This window comes from Desulfosarcina cetonica JCM 12296 (assembly GCF_001311845.1).
Taxonomy (GTDB): domain Bacteria; phylum Desulfobacterota; class Desulfobacteria; order Desulfobacterales; family Desulfosarcinaceae; genus Desulfosarcina; species Desulfosarcina cetonica.
Genome location: NZ_BBCC01000155.1, coordinates 1 through 15,968 on the forward strand (window position 1 = coordinate 1; position 15,968 = coordinate 15,968).

19 protein-coding genes, 1 tRNA gene and 1 pseudogene are annotated in these 15,968 nt (G+C 55.2%); 10 read left to right on the plus strand and 11 right to left on the minus strand.

Annotated features, from left to right (window positions below):
- Positions 1 to 927: 927 nt before the first annotated feature.
- Positions 928 to 1,896 carry a hypothetical protein gene (locus JCM12296_RS25405; protein ID WP_054699159.1) on the minus strand — a complete coding sequence of 323 codons (969 nt, stop codon included), beginning with the start codon at positions 1,894 to 1,896 and terminating at the stop codon, positions 928 to 930.
- Positions 1,897 to 2,359: 463 nt separating this feature from the next.
- Between JCM12296_RS25405 and JCM12296_RS25410 the strand changes: the two genes are divergently transcribed.
- Positions 2,360 to 2,782, plus strand: a complete 423-nt coding sequence (locus JCM12296_RS25410; RefSeq protein WP_054699161.1) for a MarR family winged helix-turn-helix transcriptional regulator — start codon at positions 2,360 to 2,362, stop codon at positions 2,780 to 2,782.
- Positions 2,772 to 4,163: a dihydrolipoyl dehydrogenase gene (lpdA, locus tag JCM12296_RS25415; protein WP_218188270.1), complete on the plus strand. Its 1,392-nt coding sequence runs from the start codon at positions 2,772 to 2,774 to the stop codon at positions 4,161 to 4,163. The genes JCM12296_RS25410 and lpdA overlap by 11 nt, the downstream gene beginning before the upstream one ends.
- Positions 4,164 to 4,169: 6 nt before the next feature.
- Here lpdA and JCM12296_RS25420 read toward each other — a convergent pair whose 3' ends face one another.
- From JCM12296_RS25420 to JCM12296_RS25450, 7 genes are all read right to left on the minus strand, one after another.
- A complete protein-coding gene (locus JCM12296_RS25420; protein WP_083456513.1) occupies positions 4,170 to 4,700 on the minus strand; it encodes an ABC transporter permease in 531 nt (176 codons plus the stop codon).
- Positions 4,642 to 5,445 carry an ABC transporter permease subunit gene (locus JCM12296_RS25425; RefSeq protein ID WP_172684098.1) on the minus strand — a complete coding sequence of 268 codons (804 nt, stop codon included), beginning with the start codon at positions 5,443 to 5,445 and terminating at the stop codon, positions 4,642 to 4,644. The genes JCM12296_RS25420 and JCM12296_RS25425 overlap by 59 nt, the downstream gene beginning before the upstream one ends.
- Entirely contained in the window at positions 5,349 to 6,002 is a 654-nt protein-coding gene (locus JCM12296_RS40255; protein WP_054699167.1) for an ABC transporter permease, read from the minus strand. The genes JCM12296_RS25425 and JCM12296_RS40255 overlap by 97 nt, the downstream gene beginning before the upstream one ends.
- Positions 6,003 to 6,012: 10 nt before the next feature.
- On the minus strand, positions 6,013 to 7,032 hold the full coding sequence (locus JCM12296_RS25435) for an ABC transporter substrate-binding protein (RefSeq protein WP_054699169.1): 1,020 nt from the start codon (positions 7,030 to 7,032) through the stop codon (positions 6,013 to 6,015).
- Between the two features lie 68 nt (positions 7,033 to 7,100).
- Positions 7,101 to 8,195 carry an ABC transporter ATP-binding protein gene (locus JCM12296_RS25440; protein WP_054699171.1) on the minus strand — a complete coding sequence of 365 codons (1,095 nt, stop codon included), beginning with the start codon at positions 8,193 to 8,195 and terminating at the stop codon, positions 7,101 to 7,103.
- Positions 8,192 to 9,523 (minus strand): molybdopterin-containing oxidoreductase family protein, encoded by a 1,332-nt coding sequence (locus JCM12296_RS25445; protein ID WP_054699173.1) that lies wholly within the window; start codon positions 9,521 to 9,523, stop codon positions 8,192 to 8,194. Before JCM12296_RS25445 ends, JCM12296_RS25440 begins: the two co-directional genes overlap by 4 nt.
- Entirely contained in the window at positions 9,478 to 10,305 is an 828-nt protein-coding gene (locus tag JCM12296_RS25450) for a molybdopterin-containing oxidoreductase family protein (protein WP_054699175.1), read from the minus strand. Before JCM12296_RS25450 ends, JCM12296_RS25445 begins: the two co-directional genes overlap by 46 nt.
- A 386-nt stretch (positions 10,306 to 10,691) precedes the next feature.
- Between JCM12296_RS25450 and JCM12296_RS25460 the strand changes: the two genes are divergently transcribed.
- From JCM12296_RS25460 to JCM12296_RS25475, 7 genes and pseudogenes are all read left to right on the plus strand, one after another.
- A tRNA-Thr gene (locus JCM12296_RS25460) sits at positions 10,692 to 10,767 on the plus strand.
- Between the two features lie 207 nt (positions 10,768 to 10,974).
- Positions 10,975 to 11,832: an ATP-dependent helicase gene (locus tag JCM12296_RS49445; RefSeq protein ID WP_306304123.1), complete on the plus strand. Its 858-nt coding sequence runs from the start codon at positions 10,975 to 10,977 to the stop codon at positions 11,830 to 11,832.
- Positions 11,829 to 12,694: pseudogene (locus tag JCM12296_RS49450) on the plus strand (3'-5' exonuclease); the annotation flags it as partial. The gene JCM12296_RS49445 and the pseudogene JCM12296_RS49450, both read left to right, overlap by 4 nt.
- A 9-nt stretch (positions 12,695 to 12,703) precedes the next feature.
- Positions 12,704 to 12,829 (plus strand): hypothetical protein, encoded by a 126-nt coding sequence (locus JCM12296_RS49455; RefSeq protein ID WP_306304124.1) that lies wholly within the window; start codon positions 12,704 to 12,706, stop codon positions 12,827 to 12,829.
- A 191-nt stretch (positions 12,830 to 13,020) separates the two neighbouring features.
- Entirely contained in the window at positions 13,021 to 13,353 is a 333-nt protein-coding gene (locus JCM12296_RS25470; protein WP_054699180.1) for a hypothetical protein, read from the plus strand.
- A 55-nt stretch (positions 13,354 to 13,408) separates the two neighbouring features.
- Positions 13,409 to 13,555 (plus strand): hypothetical protein, encoded by a 147-nt coding sequence (locus tag JCM12296_RS38930; RefSeq protein WP_157067893.1) that lies wholly within the window; start codon positions 13,409 to 13,411, stop codon positions 13,553 to 13,555.
- A 52-nt stretch (positions 13,556 to 13,607) separates the two neighbouring features.
- The gene (locus JCM12296_RS25475) at positions 13,608 to 13,889 is read left to right on the plus strand and encodes an integration host factor subunit alpha (RefSeq protein ID WP_054699182.1); all 282 of its coding nucleotides are present in this window, start codon (positions 13,608 to 13,610) and stop codon (positions 13,887 to 13,889) included.
- Positions 13,890 to 13,972: 83 nt separating this feature from the next.
- Here the strand turns inward: JCM12296_RS25475 and JCM12296_RS25480 are convergent, their stop codons facing one another.
- Both JCM12296_RS25480 and JCM12296_RS25485 read right to left on the minus strand, forming a co-directional pair.
- Positions 13,973 to 14,245: a hypothetical protein gene (locus tag JCM12296_RS25480; protein ID WP_054699184.1), complete on the minus strand. Its 273-nt coding sequence runs from the start codon at positions 14,243 to 14,245 to the stop codon at positions 13,973 to 13,975.
- A gap of 58 nt (positions 14,246 to 14,303) precedes the next feature.
- Positions 14,304 to 14,966, minus strand: a complete 663-nt coding sequence (locus JCM12296_RS25485) for an MBL fold metallo-hydrolase (protein WP_054699187.1) — start codon at positions 14,964 to 14,966, stop codon at positions 14,304 to 14,306.
- Between the two features lie 192 nt (positions 14,967 to 15,158).
- On the opposite strand from JCM12296_RS25485, the gene JCM12296_RS25490 reads away from it, so the two are divergent.
- Positions 15,159 to 15,518 (plus strand): PilZ domain-containing protein, encoded by a 360-nt coding sequence (locus tag JCM12296_RS25490; RefSeq protein WP_054699189.1) that lies wholly within the window; start codon positions 15,159 to 15,161, stop codon positions 15,516 to 15,518.
- A gap of 18 nt (positions 15,519 to 15,536) precedes the next feature.
- Here JCM12296_RS25490 and JCM12296_RS25495 read toward each other — a convergent pair.
- The coding region (locus tag JCM12296_RS25495; protein ID WP_172684099.1) for a pentapeptide repeat-containing protein at positions 15,537 to 15,968 on the minus strand (432 nt) is incomplete at its 5' end.

Here is a 15,968-nt window from a genome sequence, read left to right on the forward strand (position 1 = left end):
CCTCTGCTTTCACAGCGACGACAAAAAGCCGCCGCGCGTGAAGCTGGCGTTATGTTCTTTGAAAACAAGCTTGGTACCCCAGCAAGTACGATTTGCCGGGGCGGATAAATAACTGCTCTGGTCCTATCCTTAAACCAAGGGACCGGGTAACCAGGAGGAAGCCAATGGAAAGTGTTGTATTAATCATTAGCGTCCTCGGTCTATTGTTCTCAATGTTTAGTTTCATTCTGGCAATAGGGAGTTAGGGACGTCCCTAATTAACTAAATAACTTGGCGTAATCTCCCATATAGGCTACTTTTAATTCATGCCAAGGGAGTTAGGGACGTCCCTAATTAACTAAATAACTTGGCGTAATCTCCCATATAGGCTACTTTTAATTCATGCCACGCTTAGCTCGATTGGATGCCCCGGGGATTCTGCATCATGTGATCATCAGGGGGATTGAACGCAAAAATATCTTTAAAGATACGACCGACAAAGAGAATCCTAAATTGCGTTTCCCATTTTGGACATGTTGTAATCCAAAGTAGTGTGAATGCCTTACGTCACTTTAAAGTGCCAAAATGGGAAACCCTTCGGGATTGCCGATCTCACCCCATCTACGGCGTCAGATGGCTTCCCGCATAGCCGACTATAGCGGAAAGCCATCTTCCTTGTATTTGCGGCAAGCTCGGACAATCTCTCAATTTAGGAGAATCTGACTGAACGGCTATCGCGTTTAATTCCGGAAACTCAGACGCTTTGTTATGCCTGGGCATTTCTAAGCAACCACGCCCATTTCCTATTCCGTTCAGGCCCCGATGGCATATCAGGCTCAGCAATACTAGTAAAATGGGTGTTGAAGCCAGGCCGTCAGCGGATGAAAACCGGCGGCCAGGTTGTTGCATCCTAAACCGCCGGCCTGTGTTCATCGATTGATCGGGAGATCAACCCTCGGCGTTCTTCTCGAGTTCATCCAATTTTCCCGGATCGGTAACCGCGATGTCTACCAGGGCCTTGGGGATGGAGCTCTGCTCGCACATCGTGCGGATCTCCTTTTCCACATCGCTGAACTCCATGATTTCACGAATGGATTCGATGTAGGCGAGCATGTCTTCGGCAGAGATATCTTCCAGGGCAGGGCCTTCCGCCTCTTTTTTCTTACGCGCAGCTTCCTCTTCCGCCAGGCGCTGTTTTTCCTTCAATTCTTCTTCCATGGCCTTCTTGACCGCATTAAGCACATCCTGACCAACGCCCATCATTTCGGTGATCAGGGCTTCCGCAACGTTGTTTTCAAAAAGATGCTTTACTTTCTCATTCTCGGGCTTGTCCGCCACCTTGTCGAGCAGTGCCTGTACCCGGGCACGCTCGGCCAGCTCCTTTTTGATCGTTTCCTTGACCTCTTTCAGCTGATCGTCGGTAATCTGCATCTTCTCGATGATGGTCGGCTCGGCGACCTCTTCCCCAAGCAACAAACGGATGCCGGCGTCACCGTCCAGACCTTTCGCTTTGGCCACCAGCAAGTCGAGTTTGGCCTCCTCCACAGCCCAGATCACTTCGCCGCGGCGGTCCGGATAACGCAGTTCCGGCCAAGTTCCGCCGATATTGTCCAAAAGCGAGGTGGTCGCCGCATAGGGGTCGGCAAGATCTTCCAGGGTAAACGCTGCGATAGCCGCATTGAGGTCTTTGAGCATGGGTTTGCCGACCGTACGCATTTTATCGATGGCCCAGCGCAACTGCATCAGGTTGCCGCCGTGCTTGGAGACATTGAATCCGTCACCGTCAAGCTCGCCGGCAACCTTCTGAATCGTCCCTTCAAGCTTGTCCGTCGATACGGCCTGGGAATCAAGGCCAAGGATCTTTTCTTCCATTGCCAGCCACAATGGCTGCTTGTTTTTCTGTTCACTTTTAGTCATGGGTCAATTTCCTTTCTTTATGGATCAATTTGGCAACAGCGCAGGGGGATCCCGCTGACAACCGGGTAAACCCTAACGGGCAACAATAAATTGAAAAGCAGGGACGGCATTGGTGGTGCGAGTGTATAGATTCGCACCTTGTGGCGTCAAGAAAAACCGGAGAACCATTGCCCCATGCGCGTTAAAGGCCATTTTCGGCGTCTCGGTGGCTTGGGCGGCCTCATCCCCAGGAGACCATACAATACCCCGGCATTGTCACGTTTTATGAGGGGGTTCTGACCGGGCACAGATAACAAGCCAAAACTGAACACCATCTCGCTTATTTGTATGAAATCACTACTTAAAATGCAGATGACGAAGCCACGTACAAAATTATTATACTAAAAAAATATTGACAGATACATAGCCGACTATGTATATGCATAGCCAGCTATGTATTTGGCGATTGGAGGATAACCTCAATATGGATAAAAACCTGTGCTACAAAGTGAACTATCTGGGACGACTTTTGTTATCGCAGCTTAATGATCAGACCAAGCCATTTGGTGTAACACAGGGGCAACTGCCGGTACTTTGCTGCCTGGATGAAAAGGAAGGTCAAACTCAGGCCGAGCTCTGTAAAAATATCCAGGTAGAGCAACCGACGATGGCAAACACCTTGCGACGAATGGAGCGAGATGGGCTGATTTATAGAATCAGCAGTGAACACGATAAACGTCAATCCCGTGTATATATCACTGATCAAACCCGGCATACCGTTGATATCCTGAAGGAGAAAAGCGATCAAGTCGTCGCACGGATGACTCGACATATGACAGAGGATGATATCAATACATTGAGCAGGCTTATTGACCTAGCCATACAGACGCTTGAACATGGAGAATAAGAATACCCAAGAAAGGGAGCAAATGAAAACTTTTGATGTGGTCATAATAGGAGGCGGTCCCGGCGGCATGGCGGCAGGGATAACGCTGAGCAAGACAGGCAAGTCTGTCGCACTTATCCAAGATGAGAAAGACAGCTTTGGAGGGATTTGTCTCAACCGTGGTTGCATGCCGACTAAATCATTACTCAAAGCCGCCGGAGCCTATCGCCATGCCAAAGAAAGCAATAAATATGGCCTTGATATGGTGTGCAAACAAGTCGATCTGCAGCGTCTTCTGGATGTGACCCACGGCGATCTGGAACAATTACGCGGGATGACGCATCAGATGATCTCTATGTCGAAAATTACAGCGTTTCGTGGCAAAGGTTCCTTTCTGTCCGACAAGGAAATTCAAGTTGCGCAAACAAACGGCAGCACCGAAACAGTGTGCGGCTCAACCATAATTATAGCAACCGGTTCGAAGCCGGTCGAGCTACCATTCGCTCCTTTCGATGGCCGCTATATACTATCTACCGACCATTTGCTCAAAAACACTGAATTGCCAGTCAACCTTCTGATTATCGGCGGTGGTGCCGTTGGCTGTGAGTTTGCGACCCTCTATAATACTTTCGGAAGCCGTGTCACCATTGTTGAAGCCATGGACACTCTTCTGCCACGCGAGGACAGAGAGGCTGGCCACGCGTTGCAATGCTCGTTTGACAAACAAGGGATCTTAGTCAAGACTCAAACAATAATTGAAAAGCTGATTGTGAATAACGGTAAGGTCACAGTCCACTACAAGGGAATCTCTACGACAGATACTGTTGATAAAGTTCTTGTTGGTGTCGGAAGGCGACCTAATATAGAAGAATTAAATCTGGATGCGGCCCAAATAGACACTGAAAATGGAACTTTAAAAGTTAACGATTGCCTCCAGACCAATGTTCCCCACATCTATTGTATCGGCGATGCTGCAGGCGGAATGATGCTAGCTCATGCTGCAGAGAAAGAGGGACAGCTATTAGCCAGAAACCTGATACAGGAAACCAGTCTTCCTCTTGATGAAACTGCGGTACCCCGCGTCGCATTTTCCCATCCAGAAGTGGCTGCAGTTGGGACTACAAAGGAGATCGATGGTATAAAAGCGTTCACCATGCCTCAGGTTCCCAACGGGCGGTCCATCGTTGATAAAGTGGCTCCAGCTTTTGTTAAGCTCTATGTCCGAGATGGATCGCTCGAAATCGCTGGGGCAATCATTATTGGTGAAGCTGCAACAGAGATGATCCATGAAATAGCGCTGGCGGTCGAAAACCGGTTAACCCTCGCGCAAATTGGAAAAACCGTTCATGCCCACCCAACGCACTCGAAAAATATTCTGCAGGCGGTTCATTATTTTAACTGATTCATTTCATGCTTTATGTTTGCGATGCCTGATCGTAGCAACCGCGCCCAAGAACACCATTGCAAGAATGATTAACAAGGCCGCCACGGCAGCGACAATCGGGCTCATTTGATCCCGAATACCGTCCCACATTTGTTTTGGCAATGTCGTCGAACGAGCCCCGCTGATAAAAAGGGCCGCTATGAGTTCGTCGAAACTGGCGATAAACGCGAAGATCCCTGCGATGAACAGCCCGGGCCGGATCAGCGGAAGGGTAATGTGAATGAACGTCCGGAGCCGCCCCGCCCCCAGGCTGTACCCAGCCCACACCAGACCCTGATCCATTCCTTGGATAGTGGTGGTCATGACGATGATGACAAAAGGGACGGCCAGGACGGTATGCGCCAGGATCAGGCCGGTGATGGTGCCGATGAGTTTGAGCTTGGCCATGAAGAAGTACATTGCCAGGGCATTGATGATCGCCGGCAGTATCAGGGGGCTAATGAACATCCCGTAGGCCGCCTGACGGGCACTTCCTCGAAGACGGGTGATGCCCATGGCGGCGAGTCCCCAGGGTGGTGGCCAGCAAACTCACCGGTGCGGCGACACGCAGGCTGTTCAAGGTGGCTCGCATCCAGGCACCGGAAGAAAAATAGGCGCCTAATAGCCCCAGGCCCATTGACTCCGGAGGGAAACGCAGCACCGAGTCGTTGGAGAAAGCAATGGGTAAAATGATCCCCAACGGAAAAATCAGGTAGAACGCCACCAAGGCGCAGAACCCCTTCAATGACCAGCCTCCCCAGGGGATATGACAAAGGAAGCGTGGCAGGAAGGAAGAAAAAGCACCCCATGCCTGGTGACTCCCCTGGAGCCATCGTTGCAGGATATTCTCAGCATGTTCCGACCATCGGGCAGCTACTCCACCTGCCATGGTTTCTCCGAGCTTGCCTATCATCCCACGTCGCTTTTTCACATGCGTCACGACAGGTTTGTTATTTGTGCCAAATAGCGATTCCAACCCCATGAACCGCAGGCAAAGGCTGAATAGCAGCAGTACCGTCACCAGCAGAATCACCCCCAGGGTGGCGGCAAACCCCCAGTCGTTCACGATCTCCATCTGCGATTCGATGCTCATGGCAACGACCGTATCCTTCGGCCCTCCCATCAGCGTGGGTGTCACGAAGGTACCGGCACCGACAATGAACGTCAGCAGGAACCCCACGGCAACCCCGGGCAGGGTGAGGGGGAAGAAGACCCGGCGCATGCGCTGCCAGGGCGAGGCGCCGAGCTGTCTGCAGCCCACAGCAGGCTGCGATCGATACCAAGCATGACGCTGTGCATCGGCAACACGGCATAAGGCAAAAGCACATAGGTCAGGCTGATATAGACCCCGCAACGGTTGTACATCAGTTCCAGGGGCGCCTCGGTGAGCCCGAGGCCCTGCAGCAGGTTGTTGATTACGCCAAACCGTCCTATAATAATCATCCATGAATAGGTTCTGACCAGAACCGAAATCCAGAAGGGGAGTGTCACGGCAGCCATGAGGAACGTACGCCAGAAAGGCCCGAAATACGTCATGCCATACGCAACCGGATATCCCAACAAAATGGCCGCAGCGGTCGTCCAGAAGCTGATTTCCAGGGTGTTCAGCAGGACCTTGAGATATACCGGCTGCTTCCACAGTGCCGTGTAGTGCGCAATGGTAAAGCCGGGGTCGAAGATGCTACGCAGCAACACCCCGCAAAGGGGTACAAGATAAAAAACAGTCAGGTATGCCGCCAGGGGCGCGGCGAGCAGAACCGCGCCCCAACGGCGGGTTGAGGCTTCCTTGGGGATGAAACGGTTGAGAAGATGATACATGACCGTTGCGCTATTGCATTTTCCAGGCTTCCCACCGCGCGGTCACGTCCTTGCCGTGCTCACGGTACCAGTCGCCGTTAATCACAACCGCGCTCTTCATGTTTTCCGGGTAGCTGGGCATTTGCCGCGCCAGGTCATCGGGGATATATTCGTAGGCCTTCAGGTTGGAGGGCCCGTAAAATGAGGCCTTGGCCAGTTCCGCCTGGCGTTTCGGGTCGGTTGAGAACTTGATGAATTTCATCGCCGCAGCCTTATGCCTGCAGCCTTTCAGAATCACCAGGTAGTCCAGGTCCACCACGGATCCGTTCCATTCGCATGCCACGGGCACCCCCTCCTTGGCGATGTCCAACATGCGGCCGGCGGCAAAGCTGCCCAGATCGGCCTCATGGGTTCGCATGACTTGCTGGGCGTGGCCGCCATTTTTCCAGAAGACCTTGATGAACGGCTTGAGTTGGTCCAGTTTTTTGAAGGCCCGGTCCACATCGATGGGGTAAATCTGGTTGGGCGGCACACCGTCGGCAAGCAGGGCGGCCTCGAGATTGGAGTAGGCGGTATATTTCATGGCCCGGGGACCGGGGAATTTCTCCACATCCCAAACATCGGCCCACGATTTGGGACCTTGGCCCTTGGGCCAGACATCGGTGCGGTAGCCGACATTGTGTGAGTAGTAAACCGTGGAAACACCGTAAGGCTGGATCCCGCCCTTGACAAAATCGTCCGCCGGGATGCCTTCAAGATCCAGTGGCTCGAAGATGCCGTCATGCGTTCCCAGGGAAAAGGCATTGATGGAGGGTTCCACCACATCCCATTCAATGTTGCCGCTTTCCACCTGGGCTTTCATTTTTGCGTAGTTGGGGAATGACACCATGATGACCTCGATGCCCGTCGCTTCGGTAAACGGTTTCGCGATGGCATTTTCAAGGGCTTTGTTGTAGGTGCCGCCATAGCTGCAGACGGTGATCGTTTCCGCGTGGCCCATTCCGGCGATTCCAAAAAGACACAGTGCAACAACAATCAGGATGCGTTTCATAAGAGAACTCCAGCTCCAATCATTATAGGGTTTATCGGTGGGAACATCGCGTTCCCGGAAATCACTCGTCAGGCGACAAACGTTGCGTCGCGGGGGCGCCATCCGAAGCAGATCGTCTCTCCTGTCCGGCTAAGCGGGCTGTCTCCCCGGTTGTGCATTTTCATGACGATCATCCCACCGTCGCCGGCAGTGTCGACGGTATCCGGCCGGATGTAGTATTTGATGCTGTCCCCCTGGTGGATGATATTTTCCAGGCGTCCTTTCAGTGCGCAGATATCAGTGGCGCTGCCGTTCACAAGAACGAGTTTCTCCGGACGAACCGACAGGTACCCTTTTTGGCCGGGCTGAAGCATTGAACAGGCGCGGGCTTCGGTGTCACCGCAGCCTTTCAGGTGCGCAACCATGCGGCTGCCATCAGTTTTGAGCGCAACGGACGGAAAAAGATTGGTTTCTCCGATGAATTCCGCCACGAAGCGGTTGGCCGGCATGTCATAGATCCGAGCGGAGCGATCAAACTGTTCGACGCGGCCATGGTTGATTACCGCGATACGGCTGGACAGGGTCAGGGCTTCCTGCTGGTCGTGAGTTACATAAAGGACGGTAATCCCCAGGCGCTGCTGCAGGTCCTTCAGTTCAAGCTGCATGTGTTCGCGCAGTTTTTTGTCCAGGGCGCTCAACGGCTCATCCATGAGCAGCACGGGCGGATTGAACACCATGGCCCGCGCCAAGGCCACCCGTTGCTTCTGTCCTCCCGAAAGCTGGTCCGGCATACGGTTCGACAACCCGTCCAGGCGGACGACACCAATGCTGTGATCGGCCATCCGGCGTCGTTTGCTCCGCAGAATCCCACGCATACGCAGGGGGAACTCGATGTTCTCACGGACGGTCATGTGAGGAAACAGGGCGTAATTTTGGAAAACCACGCCGATCCCGCGTCGGTATGGCGGCGTATGGGTAATGTCGTGCTTTCCGATGGAGATGGTACCGGCATCGGGCATCGCAAAGCCGGCCACCACCATGAGGAGGGTCGTCTTCCCCGAACCCGAAGGCCCCAACAGCGTGACAAATTCTCCCTGGTCAACATTCAAACTGACGCTGTCGAGGGCCATTACCGGGCCATAGTGTTTGGAAATGTCATGGATTCGGATATCGAGTGCACTCATGATTCGCCTTCACGGTACGCTTCGACCCGGCAGGGCATCCCGCGCAAGGATGCCGATCCCAGCTCTCGGCTCAATGGGCCGCTGGCATCGGTCAGCATGTTGAAGTTTGCCTGTTTCCATTCAAATCCCGCTGTTTCCCCTTTTTCCGGAAACCACCAACCATGGTCCGCCACGGCCACCCGCGGATCCACGCGCTGATCCGCGACCACCTTCTGGCAGATGAAACCGCTGGCAGTGGTGATCTTGGTAAGATCCCCGTTGGCCAACCCGAGCGATCGGGCCGTGTCCGGGTGCAAGCGTACGATGGGATCCGGGTGCGCCCGGCGAAGCGAGCGGACCTGGCGGCCGCAGGAGTGATAAAACACTGCGGATTTCCGGCTGGTCAGTACCAGGGGAAAGTCGTTGTCGGTCGGTGGGGGCGCCTGGTAGGTCGGCAGGGGATCGAAGCCCCATTCGGCGAGTTTGTCCGAATACAATTCAACCTTCCCCGATGGGGTCGGAAATCCCGCTGATTCATGGGCGTGGGGTTGGCCATCCCCATAGACGACGCCCTTGCCGCGAAATTCATCGAAGGTCATGCCGGCCGGCTCGAGATAAAAATCAAGAAACCGATCCATGTTTTCAAAGGCCAGCTCGCTTCGGCCAAAACGGCGGGAGAGGTCGTTGCAGATCTCTCCCTCGCCACGGCATTCCCCGGGATGCGCGGCACGCTGCTGGATGAAAGCCGCCGGCCAATGCCATGGTTGCTCCACGCTGTCGTGTTCCAGGTAGAAGGCTGCCGGCAGCACAATGTCTGCCAGGGCGGTGGTGGGGGTCATGAAATGGTCCGTGGCGGCAAAGAAGTCAAGCTTGCCGAGGGCGTCGGCCATCATGGGGGCATCGGCACTGGTGCACAACAGGTTGCCGCCTTGCAGGTAGATCGCCCGTACCGGATAGGGATCGTCATTCAAGATGGCCTTGGCCACAAGGTTATGGGGTGCGTAGGCAAAATCCGGCAGGAGCCCGGCTTTGACACCCAGCCGTAAACGGGACATGGACTCGGGCAACAGATCCGGACGGACAAACTTGCTGGATCGGCGATTGAGTTCACCCCGATCGGACCACCTGATATCCGATCCGGGAATGCCCAGGTTGCCGGTCAATGCGCGGAGGATACAAATCGCCCGGCAGGATTGATAATTGTTGGGACCGGATTCCAGGGCGTTGCCCCAGAGAATACAACCGGGCCGAACCGTGGCATACAATCGCGCAGCCCGGCGAATATCGTCGGCCGGCACCCAGGTCAGGGACTGGACCGATCGGGTGTATACGGTTCCAGGTGATTGCACAACCGCCTGAACCCGACAGTCCACTTCCGGATAAAGGACTGGTCTTCGAGCCCCTCCTCGATGATGATCCTGGCCAGCCCCAATGCCAGCGCACCATCGGATCCTGGCCGCGGCCGTAGCTGCAGATCGGCCTTTTCATCGGTTGCATAGGGATCGATGCTCAACAGGCGGGCGCCGGCGGCCATCGCTTGCGATAGCTCCCGATACATCGACGGATGCGTTTTCCTGGGATTGAACCCCCATAACACGATGCAGCAGGGAGGATGGGCCATGTCCGGATAGGCCATGAAGCCGTAGGTGTGCTTGGATGCCAGCGAACAGGGCGAATAGCAGATGGACGATGTCGTGGAGACATTAGGCGTTCCGAAAATATTGGCCAGGCGGCTCAAGTGGTCGTCGCTGGTTCCTTTGGATCCGCCACGCATGAAAACAACCGACTGGGGGCCATGCCTATCGCGGGCACGGTTGAGCCCCCGAACAATTTCATCCAAGGCGACATCCCAGGTGATGCGTTCCCACCGTCCGCTCCCTCGAGGGCCGGAGCGCTTGAGCGGGTAACGGAGGCGATCCGGGTGATTCAGTAATTCCAGTGCGGATCGCCCGCGGGGGCAGAGGGCGCCTTTGCTCAACGGATGTTCCGGATCACCGGTAACACTGATCGGACGCCCCTTTTCAACCCGCACAAGCACACCGCATCCATTGTAACAAAGGCGGCAGGTACTTTTGATAACGGCGGTCTGACGCCCGTCGATTTTCGATGGCAACGGCTGGAACGGGTCCATGACATGTTCCTGATGGAGGAAGAAAGATCTCTATGAAGATAGAACTAACAGTAATTATTGAATATCTATACAAGTGTCAAATCGATAGATTTAATTTGGGGGCGTGTGGGAATAGAGTCAATAAATAACAGCCAATGCAGCGGGATGGCGTTGGATCGATAAAAAGGTTGGCCATGGGGAAGGGGAAATTGTATGTGTTGACCATGACAATCAGTTCCGGCTTCCGTAATTTGAATACGGGGGTGCGGCTCTGTCATGACGGCACGATTACATTCTGTGCGCCTAAAAAAGGCACACAAAGGGCAATCTTGGCTATTTTTTACCCGGTTCGGAAAAACCGCTTGACCGGGTATAAAGGGGCGTGATAGTAGACTTTTCGCAATTCGGCCGGCGTAGCTCAGCTGGTAGAGCAGCTGATTCGTAATCAGCAGGTCCGCGGTTCGAGTCCGCGCGCCGGCTCCATGGCCTGTCACGGGTTCCCTCGTTAGCCTCGCGGGAACCCGTTTTTTATTTCCGGTACCCGAAGGGGCTTCCGGTGCGGCAGATATCCGCCAACGGGCCGCCTTTTTAACGCAACCCGCATCGCTTTGACAACCGCCGTTTACGATTGGCGGCATCTCCCCGCCCATCCGGCACCGGATTTTCGACTCGATCAAGGAGTGATCTTTTATGCAGCTTTCCCCCCAGCAACAGGCCGCCGTCGAGCATACCGGTTCACCGGCCCTGGTGGTCGCCGGCGCCGGATCCGGCAAGACCCGTACCCTGACGGCCAAATTCGCCCACCTGGTGACTTCGGGAATGCCGCCGGAACGGATTCTGGCGATCACCTTCACCAACAAGGCGGCCGACGAGATGAAGGGGCGCCTGTTGCGCATGACCGGCATGGGACGGATGCGTTTTCCCTGGGTGCGGACCTACCACTCCGCCTGCTTGCAGATTTTGAAGGAGCACTGCCCGCTTTTGGGCTACCACACCCCTTTGCAGATCTTCACCCCCTACCACCAGCAGAAGACCATCAAGGATGTTCTGATCGGGCTCAATTTTGACAAGAAACATGCCATGGGGGTTTTGGGTCAGATATCCAATGCCAAGAACAGCGGCCATCCGGGAGCCTATTTCGACAAACACCCGCGCCAGGGCAACATTCGCCTGATCGACATCTTTGAGCGGTACGAGAGCGTGCTCAAGGCGGCCAACGCGGTCGATTTTGACAATATCCTGCTGCTCACCCGCAATCTCCTGCGCGACCACGCCGACGTGCGCCAGCGCTATCAGGACTGGTTCCAGTATATTTTGTGCGACGAGTACCAGGATACCAACGACCTCAACGAGGAGATCACCGCCTTGCTGCTCAAGGATGGCAACATCTTTGCCGTGGGCGACGACTGGCAGTCGATTTACTCGTTCCGCATGAGCAATGTGGGGCATTTTCTGTCCTTCAAGAAAAATACAAGGGCGCCCGGATTTTCCGCCTGGAGCAGAATTACCGCAGTGCCGACGAAATCGTCCAATTGGGCAACCATGTGATCGGGCACAATGAAAACCGCATGGACAAGGCCTGCTATTCGGACAAGCAGGGCGGGGTCGTGGAGACCCATGAATTCGTCACTGACCAGGAAGAGGCGCATTGGGTGGTCGATAAGGTCCGCGGCCTGTTGCGCATGAAGGTGCCCCTTGAAAAAATGGCCGTGCTCTACCGGACCAAGTTCTGCTCCCTGCCTTTTGAACAGGCCTTCCGTCGGGCCGACCTGCCGTATCACATGATGGGCGGCAAGGGGTTTTTCGAGCGCATGGAGATCATGGACCTGAATTGTTATATCACCGCCGCGGTCTTCGATAAAGACGATACCGCCTTCGAACGGGTCCTCAACACCCCCAAGCGGGGCATCGGACCGGGGACGGTCAAGAAAATCGCCCAGATGCGTGTTGGTGCGATGAGCCTTCAGGACGCCGCCCGACAGGCGGTCGCCGACCGGGTCCTCAGCAAGAAACTCTATACGTCCTTAAGCAGCCTGTTGGCCCTTCTGGACGAGATTCGGGATTTAAGGCCCGATGAAGCCATCAAGCGGACCCTCGCGCGAACCGGCTACATGGATTTTCTGGAAAACTATACCCGTTCCCATTCCATGGACCTGACGGCCCGCCAGGAGAATATCGAGCAGTTGATCCACGCCGCTGCCCAGAAGGAGACCATCGCCGAGTACCTCGAAGAGGCGGCCCTGGTGCGCGAAGACAAGGAGGACGACGAGGAACAAACTCACGGGATCAACCTCTCCACCGTCCACGCGGCCAAGGGCTCGAATTCCATACGGTCTTCATCGTCGGTTGCGAGGAGCAGCTCTTTCCCCATTGGCGGTCCATGGAGCGCGCCGAGGACCTCGAGGAGGAGCGGCGGCTCATGTACGTGGCCGTGACCCGGGCGGAACGGTGCCTGTACATCACCTCGGCCAATTTCCGCAAAGGGCAGTTCAACCCCCGCAGCCGTTTTCTTGAAGAGATCGATGGAGTTCTGGCGGACCGCTGAGGCGCGGCGTCTCGCCGCGCATACATTCGGGGCGACGCCGATCATGGGCTTTTCCCGCTAATGCGCTTGACAGGAACCGGTCTTGCGTATATTTTTAATAGCTGTATGATTTTATTGAACAAAGCCGATTTTTGGTTTCGTCAACCTCCCGGGGCTCATCCCCCGATCCGGAAATATGGAAGCAGCAGCCCATGAACTGTATTGATGCGGTCGAGGGGACGGCAAAAACGGTATTGACGCGGTTCGTTGAACTTTCCGCCGAATACCGGATGGATGTCAGTGAATATATCCGCAATGTGAAAACGGTTATCGAGGGCGCGGCCCTGTTCTTGAAAACCAATCCCGAAGTCAGCGATACCCCGGACATCCTGCGGGATGTGCTGTACGATCATGCCAAGGCGCAATGGCTGGCCCGTTTGGCAAAAGCCGGTGAGCAGGAGCAAGCCTCGGATGCCGCTCCCGATCTGGAATACCAGGCGTATTGCTATGATCACGTCTACACCCGGGGGGAGTACCCGCGCTGACCCGGGGGGATGACATCGACACCCTTGGGGAACAGAGAATCAAAGGAGTAATCCCATGGCCGAGAGGGACGAAGAAGCGTTGAAGTCGGAAATCGACGAAATCATGAACCGGGTCAAGACGATTATGGAGAACGTCGCCAAGGTCATGCCCCAGGAAGAAAACGGGCCGGATGACACCCCGGTGACACCACCGGGTCCATAATTCCCCGCAAATCCATCGAGACAATCGGCAACCCATTCACTCAGGAGGCGCAATGGCATTGACCAAAAACGATATCGTCGCGAAGGTGAACGATCTGGGGTTTACCAAGAAAAAATCCATTGATACGGTTGAATCCCTGCTCGAGATTATCAAGTCGAACCTTGAGCAGGGCGACGACGTACTGGTGTCCGGCTTTGGTAAATTCTGCGTAAAGGCCAAAAAGAAACGCCGGGGTAGAAATCCGGCCACCGGCTCCGACCTGATCCTGCGTGAGCGCCGTGTCGTCACCTTTAAATGTTCGGGGAAATTGCGCAACAAGATCAACGCTGAGTAAATCCGGTGGGCCGACGGCGGCGGTTCTCTCGCTGATAGAGGATGGCCGTTTTTCCGGCTTTCGCCTGATCCGCGGCGGCGTATCTAGGCCTTCGGCCGACCCAGTTTGTCAAGAAAGGTTTTATGCCGTAAGCGGCTCAAATCCTGATTTTCTTCAACCAAATAGTAAACCGGCTGGTTGTTTTCATCATAGCACGCGTACAGCGCCGTATAACCGTCCGGATCGGTCACGGTCTTGACGCGATGGACATCATTGTCGAAGCGCTCACAAACTTCCTCCCAAGACGACGGCGTTGCGTCTGCCATTTTTTCGATCGACTGGTCGGTTTCAATGAAATTGACCTGAAGGGCTTGCATGGCACCTCCGTCGGTTCCGCGTGGGGTTGTCCTTTTGCCGCTTGACCGTGCCCCACTGTTAAGGGTTTAAGATAAAATCGGTGATGTAGGGATTCTCCTGCTTCTCACGCGCCAGCGTGCTGGTCGGGGTTGTTCCATAATCATGGCCTGGCCAAATCACGGTTGTATCGGGGAGGGGCAAGAGGCGCGTCTCGATACTGTGAATCAGTTGATCCAGACTGCCTCCCTCGAGGTCGGTGCGTCCCGCATCGCCGACAAAAAGGGTATCCCCGGTAAAGAGCTGCCCATCCACCAAAAAACAACATCCACCCGGCGTATGGCCGGGGGTATGTAGCACCTCAAGGGGGGTCGCACCCAGGCGAAGGATCTGCCCGTCATTGAGCGGCCGATCGGCGATGGTATCCACGGTCAGCCCGGTTTGTTGCTCCAAAAGGCGGATTCCCGGATCGTCGGCGAACAGGCCGCTGTCCGCCGCATGCATGTATACGGGGATGTCCAGGGCCCGCCGCAGTGCGGCATTGGCCAGGAGGTGGTCCGGGTGGCCGTGTGTATTGAGAATGCGACTGGCAACGGCCCCCTGCGCATCGAGGGTATCGATAATCGTTTGGGGATCCGCCGCCGGGTCGATGATGATGGCTTGGCCCCGCTGATGGCAAATGACGATGTACGTGTTGACCTGAAAGGGTCCCAGGGGCAGGCGGATGATCGTGACGGCGGCCATGGGCGGTCTTTTCCTTGTGGCTGTGATAATCAATGGCCAAACGTTATCCGCTTCGGCGAAAAGTGTCAATCGGCGGTCGTGCACAAAGGCCTGTTCCCATTGCGTGAACCCGTCAAGTTGTAATTTTGCCGGCCGAAAGATATAATGGTTTTTTAGAAGCCCATTTTATTTACGGAAGAAAGTGACTGTGAAATGAATACCATCGCACACCGACGCCAGTATCCCCGTTATGCGACTGTGTTCAGCACCAAATATACCGTCAAAGAAGGAACGTTTCGGGATCTGATCCGGGATATCGGTGCCGGGGGGCTTTTTATCAACACGCGTCGAAAAATCGAAATGGGGCGGAAAATCAACATCCAGATTCCGGTATTTGCTTTCGGAAAACGACTCAGTGTCATGGGCACCGTCATTCGCTGTGAAAATGACGGATTCGCCGTGAAGTTCAGGGAAGCGATCGCCCTTGGGGTTTTCCAGGAGGGACGCTTCCCGGGAAGCGTCGACCCGCTCGACCGGTCGGTCCTGAAGATAGACAAAAGCGTCTTTTCCTAGGCGCTGATCCGTTACGGATCATTGGACGCAACGGCCGATGGAGCCGGGCGCGCATTTTTTTCCGTTGGTCCAGACGGCATCCACCAGGTAGGCATCGGTCCAGATGGCCTCACGGATGTCCGCCCCCACCAGATTCGTTCCCGCCAGGTTGGCGCCGGAGAGATCGGCGCGGTTCAAGTGGGCCTGTTTCAGATTGGCACCGGAAAGGTCGGCCGCGTTCAGCCGGGCGCCGGAAAGGTCAGCCGCCTGCAGGATCGTCCGTCTCAGATCGGCGTTTGCCATCAGGGTGTCCGTGAGAATGGCATGGACCATCAGTGCCCCCCTGAGGTAGGCGCCGGAGAGATCGCTACCATTGAGATCTGCTTCGGTCAGATCCGCTTCCATCAGGTGGCTTGCCTGAAAATCGGCCTGCCGGGCCACGGCGCGGGTCAGGTCCGCACGGGCCAGGTC

Excerpts from the sequence above, each read along its gene's own strand:
- JCM12296_RS25405 (WP_054699159.1), bottom strand. The coding sequence starts at position 1,896 with ATGACTAAAAGTGAACAGAAAAACAAGCAGCCATTGTGGCTGGCAATG.
- JCM12296_RS25410 (WP_054699161.1), top strand. The coding sequence starts at position 2,360 with ATGGATAAAAACCTGTGCTACAAAGTGAACTATCTGGGACGACTTTTG.
- lpdA (WP_218188270.1), top strand. The coding sequence starts at position 2,772 with ATGGAGAATAAGAATACCCAAGAAAGGGAGCAAATGAAAACTTTTGAT.
- JCM12296_RS25420 (WP_083456513.1), bottom strand. The coding sequence starts at position 4,700 with ATGGGCATCACCCGTCTTCGAGGAAGTGCCCGTCAGGCGGCCTACGGG.
- JCM12296_RS40255 (WP_054699167.1), bottom strand. The coding sequence starts at position 6,002 with ATGTATCATCTTCTCAACCGTTTCATCCCCAAGGAAGCCTCAACCCGC.
- JCM12296_RS25435 (WP_054699169.1), bottom strand. The coding sequence starts at position 7,032 with ATGAAACGCATCCTGATTGTTGTTGCACTGTGTCTTTTTGGAATCGCC.
- JCM12296_RS25440 (WP_054699171.1), bottom strand. The coding sequence starts at position 8,195 with ATGAGTGCACTCGATATCCGAATCCATGACATTTCCAAACACTATGGC.
- JCM12296_RS25450 (WP_054699175.1), bottom strand. The coding sequence starts at position 10,305 with ATGGACCCGTTCCAGCCGTTGCCATCGAAAATCGACGGGCGTCAGACC.
- JCM12296_RS49445 (WP_306304123.1), top strand. The coding sequence starts at position 10,975 with ATGCAGCTTTCCCCCCAGCAACAGGCCGCCGTCGAGCATACCGGTTCA.
- JCM12296_RS49455 (WP_306304124.1), top strand. The coding sequence starts at position 12,704 with ATGTACGTGGCCGTGACCCGGGCGGAACGGTGCCTGTACATCACCTCG.
- JCM12296_RS25470 (WP_054699180.1), top strand. The coding sequence starts at position 13,021 with ATGAACTGTATTGATGCGGTCGAGGGGACGGCAAAAACGGTATTGACG.
- JCM12296_RS38930 (WP_157067893.1), top strand. The coding sequence starts at position 13,409 with ATGGCCGAGAGGGACGAAGAAGCGTTGAAGTCGGAAATCGACGAAATC.
- JCM12296_RS25475 (WP_054699182.1), top strand. The coding sequence starts at position 13,608 with ATGGCATTGACCAAAAACGATATCGTCGCGAAGGTGAACGATCTGGGG.
- JCM12296_RS25480 (WP_054699184.1), bottom strand. The coding sequence starts at position 14,245 with ATGCAAGCCCTTCAGGTCAATTTCATTGAAACCGACCAGTCGATCGAA.
- JCM12296_RS25485 (WP_054699187.1), bottom strand. The coding sequence starts at position 14,966 with ATGGCCGCCGTCACGATCATCCGCCTGCCCCTGGGACCCTTTCAGGTC.
- JCM12296_RS25490 (WP_054699189.1), top strand. The coding sequence starts at position 15,159 with ATGAATACCATCGCACACCGACGCCAGTATCCCCGTTATGCGACTGTG.